We start from the raw sequence: 20,928 nt of genomic DNA, 5'->3' as shown, positions 1-20,928 counted from the left end.
TTTCCGGCCGCGTCACACACCCTACGATTCTTCCCTGTTCCCGATTCCCTCTTCACTGAAAAAGTCGTCCCCTGTCGGCGAAACCCAGCAAAGGACGACTTGATACGTTTGTTGAAGTGGAGGATTAAGCCTGACGCGAGTAGTACTCGATCACGAGCAGCTCGTTGATTTGCAGAGCCACCCATTCCCGATCGATAATTCCGGTCACTTCCCCTTGCATCTTGTCCTTGTCGAGCTTCAAGTGAGAAGGGATGTTGGCCAAACCGGGAGAGTCCAAGTTTTGTTTGACGAGTTCGCGAGACTTTTCGCGATTTCTCACTTCGATAACATCCCCACTACGGCAGTTGTAGCTCGCGATGTTGACGACGCGGCCGTTGACAGTGATGTGACCGTGGTTGACGAGCTGACGTGCCGCTGGGATCGTCGGAGCCATACCCAGACGGAACACGGTATTATCCAGGCGCATTTCCAGCAGTTGCAACAGCACTTGACCGGTCGAACCTTGGAGGCGACGGGCGCGTTTGACGTAACGCAGCAGTTGTTTTTCAGTGATACCGTAGTTGAAGCGCAGCTTTTGCTTTTCCTCGAGACGGATCGCGTACTCAGAGCGCTTGCGGCGACCTTGGCCGTGTTCCCCAGGGGGATAGCTGCGTTTGGGATCTTTCCGGGTCAGGCCGGGTAACGTACCTAGACGGCGAACGACTCTCAGGCGAGGTCCTCGATATCGTGACATATAGCTTCCTGTGTTTGGACTTGTTCTAGCTAAAATTAACCCAAGCATTTTATTATAAGGCGCAGTCAGGCTTAGTTCCAAACGGCCTGGCCTTAAAATATTTGGCATTGTGTCGCGATCGCTTGCAGGAATTTGCCGAAAATGCCGTTATCTAAGCCTAAAAATCTCATGAACGCGAAATTTTTCCAGACGATTGTTAGTGTAGGGGCGATCGCGGGACTGTCGATCGCCGTTCTGCCAAACGCTCCGGCTCAAGCCAGGAAAGGGAGTCAAGCAGACTACAACGCCTGTACGACCCAATTACTCGATCGCGGTCTCAATAACGAAGTGGTTGCGTTGGCTTGCGGCACCGCTTTCGACCCGAGAGATCTCGCGCGTTGTGTAGCCGAAATCGACGAAGGTACTGAGATTACAGCAGTTACAGCTCTCGATAGCTGTCGAGAAGTTCGCCGTCCTCGGGAGTTATCGAGTTGTGTCGTCGATATTGCCGGACTGACGACGACAGACAGCTTACCCATCGTCCTCGATAGCTGTCGCCGCAGCTTGCTTCCAGAACGCTACGCCAACTGCGTGACGGGAATTACTCCCCCCTCTGACTTGGCAACCCTCGACGTGATGGACAGTTGCATCGACGCCACCGATCGCATTCGCGATTTCTATCCGACCTTTATCCAGACCGAATAGACATCTACCTGAACGGGGAACGGGGAACGGAAAACGGGGAAGAATCGTAGGGTGCGTGACTCGAACAATAGGGTGTCGATCGTGAGACCGAGAAATCGTCACGCACCGACAATGTACACCGCCAACAGACAAGGGTGCGTGTCGATCGGTAAAGAGGGCAGAGTTTAGAGTCTAGAGTGTCAATTCCGGGGCGCAAGGGAGAGAGAGCAGTGGAGAAACTGCGAACGTTTAACTGTCTTCACTCTTCCCTCTTCCCTCTTCCCTGAAGAAGCTCCCCCTCTCATCCCATCACTCCATCACTCCGTCAGTTCCGTATTGACCTCGTTGAGAGGTCGCCGCTTCAACTCTAGAGACTCCGATCGCGGTAGCAAATTGAAAATTTCCCGAAATACATCGTCGAGGGTTTCAAACGTCACCTGACCCCGACCTTGAAAGCGAACCTCTCCGCCATCGTCGAAGACGACAGTTTTGGGAACGAAGCCGTCGAAATAATAACCGGGATCGGAGCGATCGAACTCCGATTTCATCGCAATACTATCGACGTTCACCGGAACGAAGTTCGCCACGCGACCGTAATAGGCTTGCAGTTGGGAAACTGTGGTAGTAAACCCCTTACAGTCGCTGCTGTCGTCGAGATACAGCACCAGTAGCGTCGGCCGTCCGGCCGCGAGAGACTGTTTCAAATCCACCTTCGGGGGAACCAAAGACCCGTTTCCGGCGTAGAGGGCGAAAATATTGCCGTCGTACTTATCGTCGTCGATTTTTGCCCAGGCTGGCGTCACGGCGATCGACCACAGCGCGATCGCCACACAGAAGACAGAGAGCCAGCGTCGCCAATTCCAGCAAGCACGCATCATCATATTTGTAGACAAAAGCAGTTTTCCCGTTAAGCTTTGTTAACGATTTCTCTAGAGTATCAGTTCCCTTCGACAAACCGATGCCGTTTCCCCTCGTCGGACGCCTGCAAATTCTGCTAAAGTCAAGAAAAGAGACAAGCCATTCGGTGGTGATAGAGGTTCATAGTATCGATCGGTTTCCCTATCGGTATTCACAGACCACACTCCGAAAGCTCCATCTCAAGACGAATTGAATTTGGGAAATCGCGAATGTCTATTTACATTGGTAATCTCGACTACGAGGTTACCCAGGAAGACTTGCAAGAGGTCTTCACCGAATACGGAACGGTAAAACGGGTTCACTTGCCGACCGATCGGGAAACAGGTCGCGTGCGCGGGTTCGCCTTCGTGGAAATGGAAGACGAAACCGACGAAGAACGAGCGATCGAGGAACTAGATGGAGCGGAGTGGATGGACCGCCGCCTTCGTGTTAACAAAGCGAAGCCCCGTCAAGACAAACGCTCTCGGGGTGGCGGCAGACAGTCTTTCGGCCGCAGTCACTCTCGCGATTTCTAAACTCGCCGAACGTGCTAAACAACTTGTAAGGATTACGGAGAAGCTTTTGGTATGACCCAAATTATCGTGGGTGAAAACGAAGGAATCGAATCGGCTCTGCGCCGCTTCCGCCGTGGTGTTTCTAGAGCGGGAATTTTTCTCGATCTCAAGAAAAACCGCCATTTCGAGACGCCACTGGAAAAACGCAAGCGGAAAGCGGAAGCCTTACGGAAACAGCGTCGTCGTCGGCATCGCCGTCGCTCGAGCTAAACTTCCGCAAGGGGTCGAGAGCTATCGGTAATCGCCAGAGCGCGATCGCCGATCGTTTCTGTTCGATCGATCCCCGTAGGGTGTGTGACGCGGGCAGAAAATTCAGCCGAAGTCAGGTCAATGAAGTTCCCGCGTCACGCACCTTTTACAGTGAACAGCGAACAGTGAAGACAGTCACCAGTCACCAGTGAAGACAGTTGACAGTCGATCGTTTCTCCCCATCACCTCATCTCTGACAGAATTCGGATTAAAACGCGATCGCGCAAATCCGGTGCGTCTGCATCGAACCATTCAATTTCGGGATAAGCGTTAAACCAAGTTCGTTGGCGTTTGGCAAACTGACGGGTGTGTAACGCCGTCAACTCTACAGCTTCTTCTACAGAAATCTCTCCGGCGAGATAACGCTTCATTTCAGCATATCCCAAGGTATTTAACAGCGGTAAGTCCGAGCCGTAGCGACGAATCAGGGTTTCGACTTCTGCCACAAATCCCATTTCCACCATTTGTCGGGTGCGTTGGTGAATGCGGCGATCGAGCGCTTCGGGGTCGCAGGCTAAACCGAGATGTAAAATAGGATAGTCTGGCGGATCTTGTCCCTGTTGCTGCGATAGAGGCCGGCCGGTGACGGTATATACCTCTAACGCCCGTAAGGTGCGCGTGGCGTCGTTGGCGTGGATTTTTGTCGCCGCTGTAGGGTCTACCTGCTGCAACATCTGATAACACTGCGGTTGTCCTAACGCTGCCAGTTGCGATCGCAACTCGGGATGCGGCGAAACTCGGGGAATCTTCAACCCCTTGGTGACGGATTTGATGTACAGTCCCGTTCCCCCCACTAACAACGGCGGCGAGTCTGGATTTTTCTGATGTTGTTCGGCGATGAGATCCTGTGCTTGTTGCTGGTAGTCTGCGAGAGTGAGCTGTGCGATCGGATCGCAGCAATCGATGAGATAATGGGGAACGAGCTGTAACTCCTCTGGCGTGGGTTTCGCCGTGCCGATGTCGAACTCTCGATACACCTGACGGGAATCGGCACTGAGAATCACCGAACCGAGCCGCTGTGCCAATGCGATCGCCAATCCCGATTTTCCCGTTGCCGTCGCCCCACAAATGACAATACATCCTGGCAACGGTTTCGCCTTCACTCCCTTCACGCCATTTCCCAAAGCACTAACTCATTAATTTTAATACATCCACCCCCCACTCAAATTACGCTCCATCTGCCCCTAAAATCGCGCGTAACCATTTTGTGTTAGAATTTTTATGATTTTTGTCGTCCGTCAAAAAATCTGGCGGGTTTAACCCCCTATTTTCGGAGAAGCAGTCATGACCAGTAGCTATAGTGCTGACCAAATTCAGGTTCTCGAGGGACTGGAGGCGGTTCGCAAGCGACCGGGGATGTACATCGGTTCGACGGGCCCGCGAGGTCTGCACCACTTGGTTTACGAAGTGGTGGACAACTCCATCGACGAGGCACTAGCTGGTTACTGCACCCACATCGAAATCGACATCAACGCCGACGGTTCGGTGAGCGTGACGGACGACGGACGCGGTATTCCGACGGAAGTTCACTCGAAAACCGGACGTTCCGCCCTCGAAACGGTTCTCACCGTCCTCCACGCGGGCGGAAAATTCGGCGGCGGCGGGTATAAAGTCTCTGGGGGATTGCACGGGGTTGGCGTCTCTGTCGTCAACGCCCTGTCTGAATGGGTAGAAGTCACCGTTTGGCGGGAGAAAAAGGTTCATACTCAACGCTACGAACGGGGTAAACCGGTCGAAGATCTGAAAACGAAACCCAGTCCCGACAAGAAACGCACCGGAACCTCGGTTCGCTTCTTACCCGACCGCGATATTTTTACCACTGGGATCGAGTTCGATTACACCACCATCGCCGGACGGATTCGCGAACTGGCCTATCTCAACGCGGGAGTTCGCATCACCTTTACCGATAACCGCCTCGAATTTCTCGGAACGACGGAACCTCGTATCGAAACCTACTGTTACGAAGGGGGAATCCGCGAGTACGTTCAATATATGAATCGGGATAAAGAGCCGATTCACGAAGAAATTATTTACGTTTCGGGAGAACGGAATAACGTCCAGGTCGAAGTCGCCTTACAGTGGTCGATCGACGCCTACAGTGACAACCTCCTCGGCTTCGCCAACAACATTCGTACCGTAGACGGCGGAACGCACCTCGAAGGCTTGAAAACTGTCTTGACGCGGACGATGAACAATATCGCCCGCAAGCGAAACAAACTCAAAGAAGGAGCGTCGAATCTGGGTGGCGAGAACGTCCGCGAAGGCTTGACGGGGGTGATTTCCGTGAAAGTCCCCGATCCCGAATTCGAGGGTCAGACGAAGACGAAACTGGGAAATACGGAAGTTCGCGGAATCGTCGATTCGTTGGTGGGGGAAGTGCTGACGGAGTATCTGGAGTTTCGCCCCAACGTCGCCGATGCGATTCTCGAGAAAGCGATTCAAGCGTTTAACGCCGCCGAAGCCGCACGTCGGGCCCGGGAACTGGTTCGCCGGAAGTCGGTATTAGAATCCTCCACGCTACCGGGGAAACTGGCTGATTGCAGTACGAAAGATCCCTCGGAATCGGAAATTTTCTTGGTGGAGGGGGACTCCGCAGGCGGGAGTGCGAAACAGGGACGCGATCGCCGCTTCCAGGCGATTTTGCCCCTGCGCGGTAAAATCCTCAACATCGAGAAAACCGACGACGCGAAGATTTATAAAAATAACGAGATTCAGTCGTTGATTACGGCGATCGGCTTGGGGATTAAAGGGGAAGAGTTCGACGAATCCCAATTGCGCTATCACCGGATTATTCTGATGACGGACGCCGACGTGGACGGGGCGCATATTCGGACGCTGTTGTTGACGTTCTTCTACCGCTATCAGCGGGAGTTGGTCGATCGCGGTTTTGTATACATCGCCTGTCCGCCGCTGTACAAAGTGGAACGGGGACGCAACCATCAATATTGTTATAGCGATCGCGAGTTACACCGCTATCTCAACGAGTTACCGTCTAACGCCAATTACAACATTCAGCGATTTAAAGGGTTGGGTGAAATGATGCCGACTCAGCTTTGGAATACGACGATGAATCCAGAAACTCGTCTGTTGAAGCGAGTCGAAATTGAAGACGCCGCCGAAGCCGATCGCATCTTTACGGTGTTGATGGGGGATAAAGTCGCCCCCCGCCGCGAGTTCATCGAAACGGAAGGTCCGAAATTGAATCTGGACGATTTGGATATTTAAGTTCGAGATTTCAAGAGAAGATACGATAGGGATGTTGGATGCAATGTCCCTATCGTATCTTGTATTTTGTTGTTTCATAGAAAAGGGTTACTTCACCACAGAGGCACAGAGGACACAGAGAGTTTTTTGCAGGATAAAGACTCTGCGGAAGCTGGCGCAAACAAAGACACCGATGTTTGAGATTCGGATTCTGTATAACTGTCCCCAAATTACTAATGCTATTTCACTTAATTTTATGTCGGATGTCACTTCTCGATAAATCATGCCTGAAGAATCCTTAGAGAATATATTAAAAAAATATCAAAATTCTTTTAGCGACAAAGTTTATGCTGAAGAAAATGAAGAGCGAGATCCTTTAATGAATGTATTTGAAATTTCTCCTCAATTAAAAAGAGAAAACAGACAGTATTGGGGACGCGAACTTGGAATGTGTTGGCAGTTATTAGTTGTTGAAGTCTGTAAAAAATACTGCCCTGATTTTCATCCGGCAGTCAAATTTGGAAGTGATGAGCCATGCGATTTGGTCGTTGAAAATTATGCAATTGATACGAAATATCGAATAGGCTCTGGAGATTCGGGAACTCTGAAAAAATTTAAGCGGTATGGTTCGCTGCTAAGTCAAAACAACTATACACCTATTTTATTAATTCTCCGAGACGATAACCTCCCGAATGCGATTAATGCCTGTAAAAAGGGGAAATGGAACATTTATACCAGTGAAGAGTCATTCGAGTTTGTTAAACAAATAAGCGGATTCGACCTCCAAGCATTTCTTACCAAGAAAGCGGGAGCTTACCCTGTAATCCGATGACATCGTTCAGGCGTTTTTTGATAATTTCTACATAGTCAGGAACGACTTCGATGCCAATGTAGTTAATACCAAACTCTTTAGCCGCTACGAGAGTCGTTCCCGATCCCGCAAAAGGATCTAATAGAATAGAATTATCGGTTCTCGGGACAAATATTTCCACTAACTTTCTCATCAAAGCGAGTGGTTTTACAGTACAATGAATATTAAATTCATCTGTTTTTTCTCTAGGAATATTTTCGAGGATATTTGCCTGAAATCCTCCCAGTTCGTCCTGGGTATAAAACAGACCAGTCCCATATTCGAGCAGGGTTTCTAAATAGTTATTGACGAGGGGTTTTTGTAAAACACAAATTGCTTCCCACTCGTTTCTCAAGCAGCTATGCCATCCTTCCCATTGCTCGGGATTGTGATAGCCTTTTTTTTCTAATTGCTTTTTGATATTGACGCCTTTTGGAATTCCACTCGATCTTCTGTAAACTACAATATCTCTTGCGTAAAAACCAGCAGATTCTAGTGCAACTTGAACGTGAGCGACGGTTCGAGTACTATTGAAAACGAGTACGGTCGCCCCAGGTTTGCAAATACGAAAGAGTTCTAGTCCCCACTCAAAACACCATTTTTCGTAGTCTAAAATATTTTCCCGGTTTCGCTGATACCATCTTTCGTTTCTCACTCCACCTGCTAAACCGCTTCCATAAGGTATGTTTTTGACTAAGGTTTTGCTGTTTTTATTTTGAACTCGATCGATTCGTCTTTGTATTTCTGCATCGTCCCACTTATGTCCGATAAATTCATAGTTATAAGGGGGATCGGTAATGCAGGCGGATATGTAATTGTTGGGAAGTTTGACCATGACTTCGCGGCAATCACCAAGTATGACTTCGTTTAGGGTCATTGTTTTTAGGGAGATATATTGATATGATGTATGCTATATTTTTTTGTTGTTGTTGTCAAGTAATGATACAGTTTATTATAAGCCATGATTTCTGAAAAATATTCATTTTAAAATATATTGTAAATTATTTTTTTAAATGAGTTGCTATGAATAAAATTTTGATTTTTCACCACAGAGGCACAGAGGACACAGAGAATTAAACCGAGGAGACAGGCTATACGATGAAAAAACGAAAATTCAAAACGCCACTACGTCTCGAATCGTTGAAAGGGAGGCTTTGGTGAAGTAACTACAGCGAAATTGTTCTTCACGGATGGCGTCTAAAAAACGGTCGATCGCCCCCCTATCTTCCACATTATTCTCTAAAACTTGAGTCGGTCGAACTCGAACGGTATCTTGACGCGCGATCGCCGTAAATCCCACATCGCGCAGTGCCAAAAAACCTAACGCTAAGGTTCGATCGCTCAATCCTAACTTATCGCGAATTTTAGCCGTCTCTACCCATTTTTGAGTCCGACTTAAATATTTCGCAATTCCTACCAACTGCCTAAAAATCTCCTCCGGTAAAACGGCTTCCGGCTCCGAATAAGCGAGGGCAAATTCTCCCGTCGATCCCACCTCTTGGCGAACTTTGTGAAACCAGCGTTCGAGCTGTTCCCAACTACTCGGACAGGTTTCCAATAACGGCGGGTGAGGCTGGGGAATTTCTGCTTTAACGCGCCAGTCGAGAAGGCGAAATTCCGGTGTTCCCACGATTTCCGCCGCCTGTCTTTCTAAGGCAGATCGCACGTCGATTAACCGAACTTCATAGCGTTTTTCGTAGGCGTTAAAATCCAGTTCTACCACCGCATCGCAGCGTCCTTTTGGAACTTCGGTTTGATAATGTCCCCACCAAACGCCGGGAAATCCAGTTTCTGCGGTTTCGTCCCAAATTTTAAAAAAGGTGCGAATGTACTTGACCGTTTTTCCCGTACTATCGCGCAGGTTTTTATTCCAAACCTCCTCGAACCAACAATCGCGAACTAACAACTGAGGGACGGGATTTCCCATCCCGCAGGGTTCGAGATATTTCAACTCTTTAAATAACTCTCGTCCCAACTCCGCCACCGTCACCGTCAGATCGATTCGCTGTTGAGACGCCACCCCACCCGTTCGTCCCAACTGTTGCGCCAGTTCTCGGTTGATGGCTTCGGCGAACAAGTCCAGGTTCGACACCGGAAGACTCAACCCCGCCGCGAAGGGATGGCCGCCGAAACGATGTAGGAGACGGTCTTGAGATTTGACGAGGCGGTAGAGGTCGATGCGATCGACCGATCGCGCCGATCCCCTAGCCATCGGCTGTTCTCCCGTGGTTTCGGTACGGAGTAAAATCGTAGGACGACCGTAATCCTGGGCGATTTGACCGGCCACCAATCCCAACACCCCCACCTCCCACTGGGGATCGCTCAACACGATAACGCTGGTGGTCGATAAGTCTAATTGCGCGAGTTTGGTTCTGACGCTGTCGTTGACTCGTCGTTGCAGTTCCTGGCGTCGCGTGTTGGCCAGTTCTGCATCTTGCGCGAATTTCTGACAGCGTCTGACGTCGCGACTGGTGAGTAACTCGATGCAAAAGCTGGCGTCCCCGTGAATGCGGCTGACGGCGTTGATGCGCGGTCCGATCCCGAAAGATACGTCGCTGGGGCGATCGCCACTGCGCTTACAGCGTTTTAGCAGTTCCGCCACGCCGGGACGGGTGGGATGGGTTAGCTGCTGTTGGAGCTTCTCGAGACCCACTTGCGCTAAATAGCGACAGTCGCCGCTGAGTTCGACCAAATCCGCAATTAAACCGATCGCCACTAAATCGAGTAAGTCTTCGAGAGGCTGTTGGGGAATGTCGGGAAGGGTTTGATAGAGAGCTTCGACGAGTTTATAGGCCACCGCCACCCCTGACAGATGATAGAGCGGATGGGTTTCGGGAAGGTTGCGAGGATTGACGATCGCCTCGACCGGCGGCCGCCGTTCGGGGAGGGTATGGTGGTCGGTGACGATAATGTCGATCCCCAACTCGGCGGCGAACTGAATTTCTTCGAGGTTCGTGCTTCCCGTGTCGCAGGTGACGATAAGATCGACTTTTTCATCGGCCAGGCGTTGGATACCCCGTCGGTTTAAGCCGTGGGAGTCAGTGAACCGGTTGGGGACGAAATAGGACAGTTGCCGATCGCGATCGAAAAACTGCCCTAGACCTTCCCACAATACCGACGTTGCTGTCACGCCATCGGCGTCGAAATCGCCCCAAATCGCCACCCGTTCGTTGCGCGATCGCGCCTCCCTCAAACGACGGACGGCTCGCCGGATTTCTGTAGCAAACTCAAAGGGGTCAGTACTTCGGTACTGCTTGGGGTCGAGGAATCCCGGTAACGCTTCGGGGTCTCGGACGGATCGATTCCAAAGTAGAACTGCCAAGCGTTCGCACCGACCAACGGTATACTTTTGAAGCGATCGAACAAACTCCGGTGGTGGAGCTTCGTTTGGGATGCGATGCCAAATTTTTGGGGGGGCTGACATGGCATGATTATATCACTTCCCCCGCGTCGTCCACTTCCTCTCATGAGCCTTGTTTTAATCTAAGTTTCCAACTCTATTGAATACGAGTCGCGAACTTCTAGCGATGTCGGTTGTGACGCGATCGTCGGTGGGGAAGATCGCTCGGTTGGGAGTTTGGAGATATCGGCCGCTGGTGTCAATGGTGAAGGGTTCGGCCGAGACTCGGAGGTGTTGTCTGGCGATTTACCTTGGCGAATCTCGAAACTGCTTTCGAGGTGGGCGACTTGCAACAGCGATCGCACGGATTCTGAGATATCTCGCAATACGAGCTTGCAATTGGCTTTACTCGCACAACGACGCAAGGCCACTAAAGCGGTCAAGCCGTTGCGATCGATCGACCGGATGTCAGAGAGATCCACGATCCAAGTCGTTTGGTTTTTCGGACTCGACGCTACGAGAGATTGGAGCTTTCGGCGGAGTTTTGCCGCGCCTCGAGCGTCTAGCTTACCGTGAGGTCGAAGTACAATCGCCATCGCCGCTTTCGGTGTTCCTGTATATGCCGAACGATCTTACTATTTCAGGTTTCGCGCTGAAGCTCAGTAATTGAAATCCAACGTCGGCGCGATCGTGCAGAGTTGCTTGACGTGATGCTCGACGGACGCCACCTGCGATCGCGATCGCTCGCTGTAACCTCAACAGGCTCCGATCGCAGCAGACGAACGGGCTGGGCTACCTCCAAACCCGGATCGTGCTGTTTTTTGCGAACTCAACCCGTGTTTTGGGGAGGAAGTACTCCGATCCTATCCTGAAACTCGGACGGACTCGGTCTAGCTCACGCAAACTTTGAACGGTTTTTACAAACTCTTTAAAAAACAAGACCGAAAAACCGGATTTAAGATCGCGTCGATCGAGATGGCGATCGCGACGATAGGGAATACAGCAACCATCCTCCGACGATAATTCCCACTAATTCGGCGGCTACGATGTTGATACTCGCCTGCAATCCCACAATTTCTAAGGGGGCGATCCCCGCACCTTGACTGAACACGGCCGATCCTTGGCCCGGCGTCGAGATCGTCGAACCCCCTTGGGGGACGGACAACACCCGAAACAGCAGCCGTCCGACTTGTCCCAAGTTCACCAGAACGCCGCATACTGCTCCAATGACGTTCGCCACGATGCCGATCCAAACGCACCGCACGACTTCAGGTTTGGGGGGACACCGTTCGGGATCGTCAAGTTTTTCTGCCATTTGAATGTATCGATAACACCAGTAAATGGTAAATATCAAAACGAGCAAACACGCGTACGATAAGACAATTCCGATAAAGTTACTGCGTCCGGCACTGCTGCGAAAGAGTAATACGAATACTAAAATCAGAATGGGAATAATGCCGAGAATAGTTTGCAAGCATAACCCTAACCATCCTCCACGTCGAAAGGCGATCGCGATTTTATTCATGGTCTTTTAGTCGATCGTAAAGTGTCATTCATCTTTTCAGTAAAACGTTATTTGTTTTTTAAAATTTTGCTTAAATTGATTTAAATTTAAAAAATTATAGAAATATTTAATATTTTTTAAAGTTAGATAAAGTGTATCATAATTTTTTGCAAATATATAATTTTAAAATATAATTTGGAGGTAGACTGAATCGAGCGAAACCGAAACTCAATAACAGCTTAATTCGTTGCAGAGACTTCAATTTTATGAATTTACATTTTTGAGATTTTCCCATTAAATCACATAAAAACACACCAAGATCGACAAAAAATCATTAGTATCTGGAGAGTTCATTTCAAAAAACGACTTCAACGATCGCCGGTTTTAAAAAGTCCTTCCGGTTCGATAAGTTTGGGAATGCGGTGCTGAAAATCGGTCGGGGCGAGCGGTTCGATGTCGGGGTCGAAACCGCCGACTTGGAACGACTGCTGTACCTGCAGCGACGCCCCCAACTGTAGAAAAATTAACGCCATGCGATCGTGTGCCAACCGAGGTAACAACGTTCGCCAACTCGCCAAAACATTAGCGAGGGACTTCAACGGCGTTTCTTCGGGATACTGTCCCAAGCTCGATCGACCGTATTTCCAATCGGGGCGGACTTTTCCGAGGGGCGCTAGTTCGGTTTCTAACGTGGCCACGAAAGTCGCTAACTGACAAAATCGCTGAGTCTGGGGACTCTCGGGGCGATCGCGCAGCCACTTCACTATATTAGGGTTTAACTTAATTTCGGCCACTGTCCGTTCGAGCGCCACATACAACGCTTGGGACGAGTCCTGAACGCAAGAGTTCACCGCAGACACGAACGTATTTCCCGTTCCGTCACCAACGCGATATCGCGCCCCCATCACGTCCAACTCTCGCACCAAGCGATCGAACGGTGAAAACCGCATTCCGTCGAAATCGTAATCTTCCGTCAGGGCGGGAAATTTAACGAGGGTATCGCAAATCGGACGACAACCGAGCCATCCCCACTGACGATCGCCCGCGTAGCAGTTCCACGCCACACGCCCCGCAATCAGTCCGTCGGGATTGTGAGTGTAAATTTGGTGGTATTCGATGTCAAAGCGTAACTCGTCCGTCAGCGGTTCCCGTACCACCTGCGCCACGCCATAGGCAAAATGCCCGAAGTAAATGCCCATCGGGGCGAAATCGGGGGTTTTACCACCAATGCCACCGTACAAGTGCATGACCAACGCGCGATCGCCCTCCTGCCAGGTCATCGGTCGATCGGCGGGTAACAGATCGACCGTGCGAACCCGTCCTTTCAACGCCTTAGCATCTTGCCAGTATTCTCGATCGATAAATTCGAGGGTGGCGTCTTCGCCGCTGACGACGCGATCGCCCGGTAGCGCAAACAAGCGACGGGGCGCGATCGCCGTGACGACAAACGTTCCCGTTACCTCCGGCGCACCGTAGATATACCAACCGTCTTCGTTAACTCGAGAACAGTCTAACCCCCGATTCGACGATGGAAACACCCCTCGCCGATCGTCGACGACAGCAGGAACGCACACCACCTCTTCCACGCCGTCAAAAGTCCCCGAATCGCGGTTGTAGTGGCGTACCATAACGCGATCGCCGCTTGAGGATTCCCCAGACTCGACGAACTGCACGAGGCCGTAATACCGTCCCGACACTCGAACCGGGTCGCGATCGATCGTCAACCTCACCTCACCGTCGGTTTCTTCAACGACGATCGCCTCCGACAACCCCACGAGAACGTCGTCGTCAGGATGCGATCCCGCCAGAGATTCCAGCGGCCCCACCGCCGTCCACCCGTCGAGGCGAGTGGGATGGACGTTCCCCTGACGCTGGCTGACGCGGGTGCGATCGATAAACCGTACAGTTTCCGTCACCCGTTGCACGTAAGCCCTGACCGTTTCGTCCTCCTCTGGCCAATGTAAGGCGATCGTCCGTCCGACGAGATGGGCAAACTCCGGCGGGGCGCAGTGGACTTCCAGCCAAACCCCGCCCCCAGACAGGCGGCGATCGCGATCGGGTAAAATCAAGCGTCCCACCCAAGGGGCGATCGTCCGGTAGCGATCGCCCGGTACGGCAACGTTGACCGGGTAAAAGTCCGGTCGGTTAAACGCCGCCTGACAATACCGTTCGTAGTTGCTGACGGTACGGAAATCGTCGGGATTCAAACCCGATCGCGTCCAATCTTTCAGCAAAATTCCCGTTACGATAGCGATCGTTTGCTCTAAGTGCGTGCGATCGTCCGCCAGCTTCGCCCGAGTCCCCATCGGCCCGGTTTCGCCGTTGTGACCCACCTCTCCCAACGACACGAACGCAATGCGCCCGCGACGTTTCGCCCGATTCCAGTTCGAGAGGAACGCCAGCGGCCAGCGACCGGGAAAGATCGTCGCCCCCAACTTTTCGACGAAATCTTTCTCGCCAGCCAAGTGATACAGCCGTTCGACCGTCATCGCTCCCGTATTGCCGCTGATGACCCCCGCCAGAGAAATTACCTCGATGGGAGCTTGCGTCGCCTGCTTCAAAAACGACACCGCCCCCATCGACATCTGACCGCCGCCGCTGTATCCGATCAGTGTAATCGGCGTTCGGCTTCCGATGGGATATCCGTAACGCAACAGACTCTCGAAGAGGACTTGCGCCACACCCTGATTTTGAATCGGGCCGTAGCGAGGATCGGCAGAAACGGCGACGGCGACTATATTTCGGGCGTTGACGACAAAACCGATCGGGTTGGCGGGGTTGCGTTGCGTCAGCGATTCGACAACGCGCCACCACAGAGAAAACAGGCTTCCTTCACCGATCGGTCGGTTGGTGACGGAATAAGAAATAATACCTTTGACTAGGAGAACGTTCGACGGGAGTGCCTCTGTTAAATCGTCGAGCAGTCGTTCGACTTCCGGCAAATATTCGTAAGTGCCTTGGTTGATGCCGTCGAGATAGAGAACGTAACGAGCAATGTCAGTACGGGGGGACGGTTTTTCGACGGCAGTTCCCGACTTCAGAGGTTCTCGACCGTACCATCCCGCCCACCAGGTTAGCGCTTCGAGGGGCGTGAGCAAGATGGAGACGAGCAATCCGAGAATAAAGATCGTCCCGAGGTCGATCGCCAGTTTGACCGTTCGGTCTAGGGCGTTGTAGGTACTCGCGAGCCAAGTTTGGGAACTCGGAGACAGCAGTAAAGTTAACGCGAATACTGTGACGGCCAGGACGAGAAAGAGTTTCCAGGGATCGAAGCGCAGGGGTTTCGATCGCTGCTGCGCCCGGACGAATTCTACCGCGCGATCGAGGTCTGAGGGCATCGGCGGTCCAGCGAGAACGAGCTGTTCGAGTTCTCGAGGGTCGGTCACGAGTTGCGTTCCGGCCGCCCAGTCAGTCAGCCAGCGACCGAAAGCGGCGATCGGACGGCCGACAGTCCGTTGCAGGAGTTGCAACACCAACCACCCCGCACCGCCGCAGGCGAACGCCCACCACGTCCCCAGACTGCTAATGACTTTAAGGGCGGTTATCGTACCGAGCAATGTCCACAAGGATAATAGAATCCCGATGGGAACGCCGAGGTAGGGCAGTCCCACCGCGACACCCAACAGTTGGGGCGCGTAACTCAACGCCAAAGTCGCGGCCACGTCAGCGAAGGCGAGACGCTCTGCCAGCAACAGGTTCGCCACGAGCCAGGTACTCAAGGCCCATCCGCCGTAACTGGCGGCGAACAACACGGCGGCGATCGCCACGCTGAGAACGAAGCGAAAGGGTTTGATGCGGTTGACGAACAAGACGACGCACTGTCCGAGGGTTTGGGACAACCCTGCCAGGAGAACGACGAGAATCGCGACCGTCGTGCCAGAGGGTAGCGTGTTAACGGCTTCAAACGCCTCGGGGTCGAGGTTTAACGCTCCCCAGACCAGTTCCCAAAATCGATCGAGCGCAGTTGGCATAGGCTTGCGGAGGGTCGATGACACCCTGCGATCGAGATACTCCCAAATCTTATCCGATTCGAGAGTTTGGATTTTTACGATTTATTGCGGTGGCGTTCGGTGCGATCGCCAATTCGGGAGGGTCGAGCGATCGCGTAAGATATCTGAAGGTCATTTGTCCGTTTGAAGGACGATCGCAAGCAAGAGTTAAGACAGGATAATGGACGTTCTCGAATTTATCGACCAGTGTGCGGGAAAGTGGTTTTCGCAGCGAACCAGTCACGCCGTTCCTCCTCGGGAGTTAGAGGCAGGAAAATCGGATTTATGGATCGATCGCCTACCGACGGAAGATCGCGCGACGATCGATCGGTGTCAGTCAGTGGGACTCTCGAGCGATCGCGTGTTGTGCGCGTTTCGTTCCCGCTGGGAAGGCACCGTCGGCACTTCCGCCAGCCCGCACAAAGGCTCGACGATGCTGGTGTTCGTCGCAGACGGCGATCGAGCCAACGCGGGCAAATTTTGGCAATGGTCCGAACATCAAAACGCCGCCCCCGTCACGGGAGAGTTCGTCCTCGGAACTGACGACGCGTTAACCCTATTCGCTCGTGCCGATGAATTCGAGTCCGAGGAACGGCTGTGGTTCGTCAGTCCCAACCTCCGAGAGCGCACTAGCGTCGTCCGACACGCCAACGGCGATCGCTACGCGTCCTTCTGTTCTGAAATCCGCATGGGACTTTAACAGTGAGCAGCGAGCAGTGAGCAGTGTTTCAGTCACCAGCCTTTTACAGTGAGCAGTGAGCAGTGAACAGTGAGCAGTGAGAATAGTTAACAGGTAACAGTTGCTCCCCCTCTCCCTCTCTCCCTCTCTCCCTCTCTCCCTTGCTCCCCTGCTTTCCATCACGCCGGTTCGATCGGTGCCATAGTGAGGCCGGCGCGGCTCAGCTGCATATGGTAAAACTCGGCCTGTTCTTGGGGACCGACCCAAACGGTCGCCTGACCTTCGTAATGAACTTGATTGGTCAGTTCCCAGGCGCGATCGCTCGTCATCTGGGGAATGTATTTCATCAAGCAGGCGGCGACGTGTTGGAACGTGTTGACATCGTCGTTCAACACGATCACTTTGTAGTTTGGATAATGTTTGCGCTTAACTTGACTCGACCGGCCTGGCGCGACGGTCGGTGCGGTGGTAGGACTGGCTACGGCGAACTGCATGACAGTCATGAATTTTCCAAAGTAGGGGTCAATGCGATCGCTCGATTCGCGGAACGTTGAAATTCGCTTTTGCAAATTTTAACAACAACCCGGACTTCGTGAGGAAAATTAGATCGCTCTGGCGGTGAAACCTATTAAAGTCCCTTGAAAGTTCCTCGAAATTCACACTGAACCTTGCAGCAACCCGGTAAACTAGACTCCGCAATCGATCCGCGTGCGATCGCGCCTTTGGGACTCTCGAAGCTATGTCAGAAACTCTAGACACTTCTGCCTTAGATACCGTTAGCGTGTTGGGAATGCCCGTGCATCTCTATCCCGATTACGTGGCATGGCTGCGTTCTCGACTCGACCGACATCTCGGTACCCATGTCGTCACCCTCAACGCGGAAATGACGATGCAAGCCGAAACCAACCCCGCCCTCGCCAACGCCATCGCTCGAGCCGAACTGTCGATCCCCGACGGTGCGGGTGTCGTTCTCTATTTACAACTGTTGGGACACCGCGTCAAACGCTGTCCGGGGATCGAACTGGCGCAAACGCTACTGTCACAACTCGACTCGTCGCGATCGGTCTTTTTCTACGGGGGCAAACCGGAGGTCGTTCGACAGGCCGCCGAGACCCTCAAACAACAGTATCGAAACTTAAATCTCGTCGGGGTGCGACACGGCTATTTGTCCGACGAGGAACGACAAGATTTGACCCGCGAGTTACAACAGAAACAACCCGATGTCGTGTTGGTCGGGTTGGGCGTTCCCCGTCAGGAACTCTGGATTGTCGAACACCGCCATCTCTGCCCCAATGCCGTTTGGATCGGCGTCGGCGGAAGTTTCGATATTTGGGCCGGTGTCAAAACTCGCGCCCCGGACTGGATGGGAAACAACCATCTAGAATGGGCGTATCGCCTCTATCAAGAGCCTTGGCGCTGGCGGCGAATGTTAGCGTTGCCGAAGTTTGCCTTCAAGGTTTTGGGCGATTTCGGACAGCGTAAAGTTTTTTAACCGTCTAGCCTTTTGGCAACGGATTCAAACTGTGACGGGCGAGGGGGACACGATGGCGAAATTGAATCGTCGGCAAATGTTGATTGCGGGGTTAGTGGCCGGTGCGGCGACGAGCGTTACGGTAAACTACTTGCGCGATCGCATGGCCGAAGACACCTCTGAGGGTAAAGCCGATCTGGGGTTCGAGGAAGAGACTCCCCTCGAACGGTTGTTAGAAGTCCGCGATTCGGTCACCCTCACCCCTCCGGAGGTTCCCTACGATCGCGCGTTGTCGAGTTTTTTCGTGCGTTGCTGTCGTCTGGGAACCGAACAGTATCTCAAAGCCGAGCAAAGTCTACAGGATGCCTTGCAGTACGACGGCGCGATCTCCCAACTCGAGAGCTATACGGAGGAATTTGAGGCTTACCGACAGGTGGCGTCGTTCAAAGCGGAACGAGAACCGGGTTTCCTCGAAAAACAAATCAAAAAGCACGTCTTGAAGGAGATGGAGGTTCCAGAAATCCGACAGGTATACTACGGATTTGTTTTAACGTCTCCCCAACACCACATTGTCGTGTTTCGCGGAACTCAGGAACTCGACGAGTGGATTGCAAACCTCGATGCCTCTCAGGAATACTATCGGATTTACGATATCAGTCCCGGTCGAGTCCACAAGGGGTTTAATGACATTTACCAGGAAACCCTCGACGAACAAGTTCGAGCGGTCGTCGGCTCTCTCGATCCGAATTTACCCTGTTACTTTACCGGACACAGCCTTGGGGGAGCGTTAGCGGTTCTCGCCGCGATCGATATTGCCGAATCCTTTAGCGATCGCCGCGATCGACTGCGAGCCTACACCTACGGAACTCCTCGCGTCGGCGACCCGATCTTTGCCAAATACTACAGCGAGTTAGTCCCCAATACCTACCGCATCGTCAACATCGCCGACGTAACCCCTACACTACCGCCAACGGTCTTAGGGAAACAAGTGTACCTCCACGTCGGCCAGGAATGGTCGTTTCTCAATCAAACGGGAGATATGAGTCCGAACCACCAACTCGCTGCCTACCGAGCTGCGATCGATCGCCAAATCGAACAAACTGACGTTACGTCCTATAACAACATCGCGACGGGATAGCGGTTTTGGAGTATTTTCAAAGCAAATCCCGTCAATTTTCGGTGCGATCGTTCAATGTGAGGAGTCAACGTTGTGAAACTTGGGGATTGGATCGCCGTCATCGGTTTTATCATATCCGTTACCATAATTTGGCAGTTTCGTCAAATTTTATTGTTGGTTTTTACGGCGATGGTGTTAGCGATCGCCCTCAACAGTCTCGTGCGCTGGATTCAGCAGTTCGGAATCCGTCGCGGCATCGAGATCGGTCGCGGAAAAGCGGTGTTGCTGTCGCTGCTGTTCGTTTTGTTATTTGGCATCTTGTTTGTCGGACTCGTGGTTCCGCCGTTCGTCGAGCAGTTCCAACAACTCCTCGAACTGGTTCCCGTGGGGTTGCAACGGTTTCTCGCGTGGCTCGACGGCGTCCTCGAGAATCCCCCCACATGGTTGAAACTCGAGGAAATCGACTTACCCGACTTCTCCGATTTCACGCGCCAAGTCGGGCCGCTGGCCGGAGATCTACTCGGAAACTTCTTTACCTTTTTCTCGAACTCTCTGGCCGTTTTACTGCAACTGCTCCTCGTCGTCGTCCTGACGGTGATGTTTCTGGTCAGTCCCACGTCCTATCGCAACATGACGATTCGGCTGTTTCCCTCGTTTTACCGACGTCGCGCCGATGAAATCTTCACTGCTTGCGAAACCTCTCTTCTCAACTGGATGGGGGGAATCGTCATCAACTCCCTGTTCGTAGCGAGTCTCAGCGCCATCGGCTTAGTTGCGTTGCAAGTTAAATTTGTCTTCGCTCACGCGCTCCTGGCGGGTGCGTTTAACTTTATTCCCAATATCGGCCCGACGATGAGCGTGGTGTTTCCCGTGTCTGTGGCGCTATTGGATACGCCCTTAAAAGCTTTGGCGGTTTTGATTTTGTATTTGGTCATTCAAAACCTGGAAAGCTACTGGTTCAGCCCGATGGTGATGCAAAAGCAGGTGTCTTTGCTTCCGGCGGCGACGTTGACGGCGCAAATTTTCTTCGCCACGTTTTTAGGGTTGTTGGGGCTGATTTTGGCGCTCCCGTTGGCTGTGGTGACGAAAACTTGGATCGAGGAAGCGTTTATTAAAGACGTTCTCGATCGCTGGTCTGGCCGTCCTCAGCGTCAGATTTCCCGTCAGGTAGCTGCCTTGGAACGGGCCAATCCTTCTGATGCGATCGACGATCCCTGGAATTGAGATCTCGCAGCGATCGCTAGACTCCCGTTCTAGACGCGATCCTCGGCGTGTCGAAACAGTTCCCAATCGGGACAGGTTGGGGTTTCGCGATCGAAGGGATGCGGCGCACAGCGAACGTCGTCGTCACCGTGGTAGTACTTGCAGGCGTGGCACGGACGCACTCGCCCCAAGATTTCTCGCCAACCTGCGATCGCCGTTTCCGCAGTGTGACGAGATCTGACCGCCCAGCGATCGCGCGGTTCGAGATGGAGGGCTTTTTCAAACGCATCGAGGGCAAATTCGTACAGCCGCATCACGGTAACCTCCGATACGTTTGGAAGCCCCCGTGCTTTAGCCGGGGGAGGAAAAACGAACGTGCGGCTTTAGCCGCCGTCAATCTTATGACTCTTTCAGGCATACGAATAACCATCCTTTCTATGAATTGATTTGCAGT

Annotated in this window: 20 protein-coding genes; 10 read left to right on the top strand and 10 right to left on the bottom strand. The window is 52.4% G+C overall.

Annotated elements, in window-relative coordinates; genetic code table 11:
- Positions 1-124 precede the first annotated feature (124 nt).
- Positions 125-733, bottom strand: coding sequence for a 30S ribosomal protein S4 (rpsD, locus tag POG22_RS22790; protein WP_017659469.1), 609 nt, complete (start codon positions 731-733; stop codon positions 125-127).
- 168 nt (positions 734-901) lie between these two features.
- On the opposite strand from rpsD, the gene POG22_RS22785 reads away from it, so the two are divergent.
- Entirely contained in the window at positions 902-1,417 is a 516-nt protein-coding gene (locus POG22_RS22785) for a hypothetical protein (protein WP_498907236.1), read from the top strand.
- A 296-nt stretch (positions 1,418-1,713) separates the two neighbouring features.
- On the opposite strand, the gene POG22_RS22780 is transcribed toward POG22_RS22785, so the two are convergent.
- Positions 1,714-2,277: a thylakoid membrane photosystem I accumulation factor gene (locus POG22_RS22780; protein WP_071591975.1), complete on the bottom strand. Its 564-nt coding sequence runs from the start codon at positions 2,275-2,277 to the stop codon at positions 1,714-1,716.
- Positions 2,278-2,523: 246 nt separating this feature from the next.
- Between POG22_RS22780 and rbp the strand changes: the two genes are divergently transcribed.
- Both rbp and rpsU read left to right on the top strand, forming a co-directional pair.
- On the top strand, positions 2,524-2,829 hold the full coding sequence (gene rbp / locus POG22_RS22775; RefSeq protein WP_017659472.1) for an RNA-binding regulator: 306 nt from the start codon (positions 2,524-2,526) through the stop codon (positions 2,827-2,829).
- 51 nt (positions 2,830-2,880) lie between these two features.
- On the top strand, positions 2,881-3,078 hold the full coding sequence (gene rpsU, locus POG22_RS22770) for a 30S ribosomal protein S21 (protein WP_017659473.1): 198 nt from the start codon (positions 2,881-2,883) through the stop codon (positions 3,076-3,078).
- Between the two features lie 221 nt (positions 3,079-3,299).
- On the opposite strand, the gene miaA is transcribed toward rpsU, so the two are convergent.
- Complete coding sequence (miaA, locus tag POG22_RS22765) at positions 3,300-4,205, bottom strand: tRNA (adenosine(37)-N6)-dimethylallyltransferase MiaA (protein WP_063718489.1); 906 nt, start codon at positions 4,203-4,205, stop codon at positions 3,300-3,302.
- 196 nt (positions 4,206-4,401) lie between these two features.
- On the opposite strand from miaA, the gene gyrB reads away from it, so the two are divergent.
- Positions 4,402-6,342, top strand: coding sequence for a DNA topoisomerase (ATP-hydrolyzing) subunit B (gene gyrB, locus POG22_RS22760; RefSeq protein ID WP_063718484.1), 1,941 nt, complete (start codon positions 4,402-4,404; stop codon positions 6,340-6,342).
- A 262-nt stretch (positions 6,343-6,604) separates the two neighbouring features.
- Positions 6,605-7,153, top strand: coding sequence for a restriction endonuclease (locus POG22_RS22755; protein WP_074170993.1), 549 nt, complete (start codon positions 6,605-6,607; stop codon positions 7,151-7,153).
- Here POG22_RS22755 and POG22_RS22750 read toward each other — a convergent pair.
- The 5 genes from POG22_RS22750 to POG22_RS22730 form a co-directional block, all read right to left on the bottom strand.
- Positions 7,116-8,048 (bottom strand): DNA-methyltransferase, encoded by a 933-nt coding sequence (locus tag POG22_RS22750; RefSeq protein ID WP_063718483.1) that lies wholly within the window; start codon positions 8,046-8,048, stop codon positions 7,116-7,118. The genes POG22_RS22755 and POG22_RS22750 overlap by 38 nt on opposite strands.
- A 237-nt stretch (positions 8,049-8,285) precedes the next feature.
- The gene (gene recJ, locus POG22_RS22745) at positions 8,286-10,595 is read right to left on the bottom strand and encodes a single-stranded-DNA-specific exonuclease RecJ (RefSeq protein ID WP_498907235.1); all 2,310 of its coding nucleotides are present in this window, start codon (positions 10,593-10,595) and stop codon (positions 8,286-8,288) included.
- 59 nt (positions 10,596-10,654) lie between these two features.
- Positions 10,655-11,107, bottom strand: coding sequence for an STAS domain-containing protein (locus POG22_RS22740; RefSeq protein ID WP_498907234.1), 453 nt, complete (start codon positions 11,105-11,107; stop codon positions 10,655-10,657).
- 359 nt (positions 11,108-11,466) lie between these two features.
- On the bottom strand, positions 11,467-12,036 hold the full coding sequence (locus tag POG22_RS22735) for a DUF3611 family protein (protein ID WP_017659481.1): 570 nt from the start codon (positions 12,034-12,036) through the stop codon (positions 11,467-11,469).
- A gap of 347 nt (positions 12,037-12,383) precedes the next feature.
- Entirely contained in the window at positions 12,384-15,986 is a 3,603-nt protein-coding gene (locus tag POG22_RS22730; protein WP_498907233.1) for a peptidase, read from the bottom strand.
- Positions 15,987-16,003: 17 nt separating this feature from the next.
- Here POG22_RS22730 and POG22_RS22725 point away from each other — a divergent pair, with 17 nt between their 5' ends.
- Positions 16,004-16,186, top strand: coding sequence for a hypothetical protein (locus POG22_RS22725; RefSeq protein WP_498907232.1), 183 nt, complete (start codon positions 16,004-16,006; stop codon positions 16,184-16,186).
- Positions 16,186-16,704, top strand: a complete 519-nt coding sequence (locus POG22_RS22720) for a phycobiliprotein lyase (RefSeq protein WP_026097453.1) — start codon at positions 16,186-16,188, stop codon at positions 16,702-16,704. Before POG22_RS22725 ends, POG22_RS22720 begins: the two co-directional genes overlap by 1 nt.
- Positions 16,705-16,862: 158 nt before the next feature.
- Here the strand turns inward: POG22_RS22720 and clpS are convergent, their stop codons facing one another.
- Complete coding sequence (gene clpS / locus POG22_RS22715) at positions 16,863-17,177, bottom strand: ATP-dependent Clp protease adapter ClpS (protein ID WP_498907244.1); 315 nt, start codon at positions 17,175-17,177, stop codon at positions 16,863-16,865.
- A gap of 245 nt (positions 17,178-17,422) precedes the next feature.
- Between clpS and POG22_RS22710 the strand changes: the two genes are divergently transcribed.
- The 3 genes from POG22_RS22710 to POG22_RS22700 all read left to right on the top strand — a co-directional run bounded on the left by POG22_RS22710 (position 17,423) and on the right by POG22_RS22700 (position 20,495).
- Entirely contained in the window at positions 17,423-18,175 is a 753-nt protein-coding gene (locus tag POG22_RS22710; protein ID WP_498907231.1) for a WecB/TagA/CpsF family glycosyltransferase, read from the top strand.
- A gap of 52 nt (positions 18,176-18,227) precedes the next feature.
- Entirely contained in the window at positions 18,228-19,292 is a 1,065-nt protein-coding gene (locus tag POG22_RS22705) for a lipase family protein (protein WP_498907230.1), read from the top strand.
- Between the two features lie 72 nt (positions 19,293-19,364).
- Positions 19,365-20,495, top strand: coding sequence for an AI-2E family transporter (locus tag POG22_RS22700; protein WP_498907229.1), 1,131 nt, complete (start codon positions 19,365-19,367; stop codon positions 20,493-20,495).
- 29 nt (positions 20,496-20,524) lie between these two features.
- Here the strand turns inward: POG22_RS22700 and POG22_RS22695 are convergent, their stop codons facing one another.
- Positions 20,525-20,791, bottom strand: coding sequence for a hypothetical protein (locus tag POG22_RS22695; protein ID WP_498907228.1), 267 nt, complete (start codon positions 20,789-20,791; stop codon positions 20,525-20,527).
- Positions 20,792-20,928: the final 137 nt, after the last annotated feature.

The organism is Geitlerinema sp. CS-897, assembly GCF_028368005.1.
Lineage (GTDB): Bacteria > Cyanobacteriota > Cyanobacteriia > Cyanobacteriales > Geitlerinemataceae > Baaleninema > Baaleninema simplex.
This window is presented reverse-complemented; position numbering and strand designations above follow the sequence as displayed.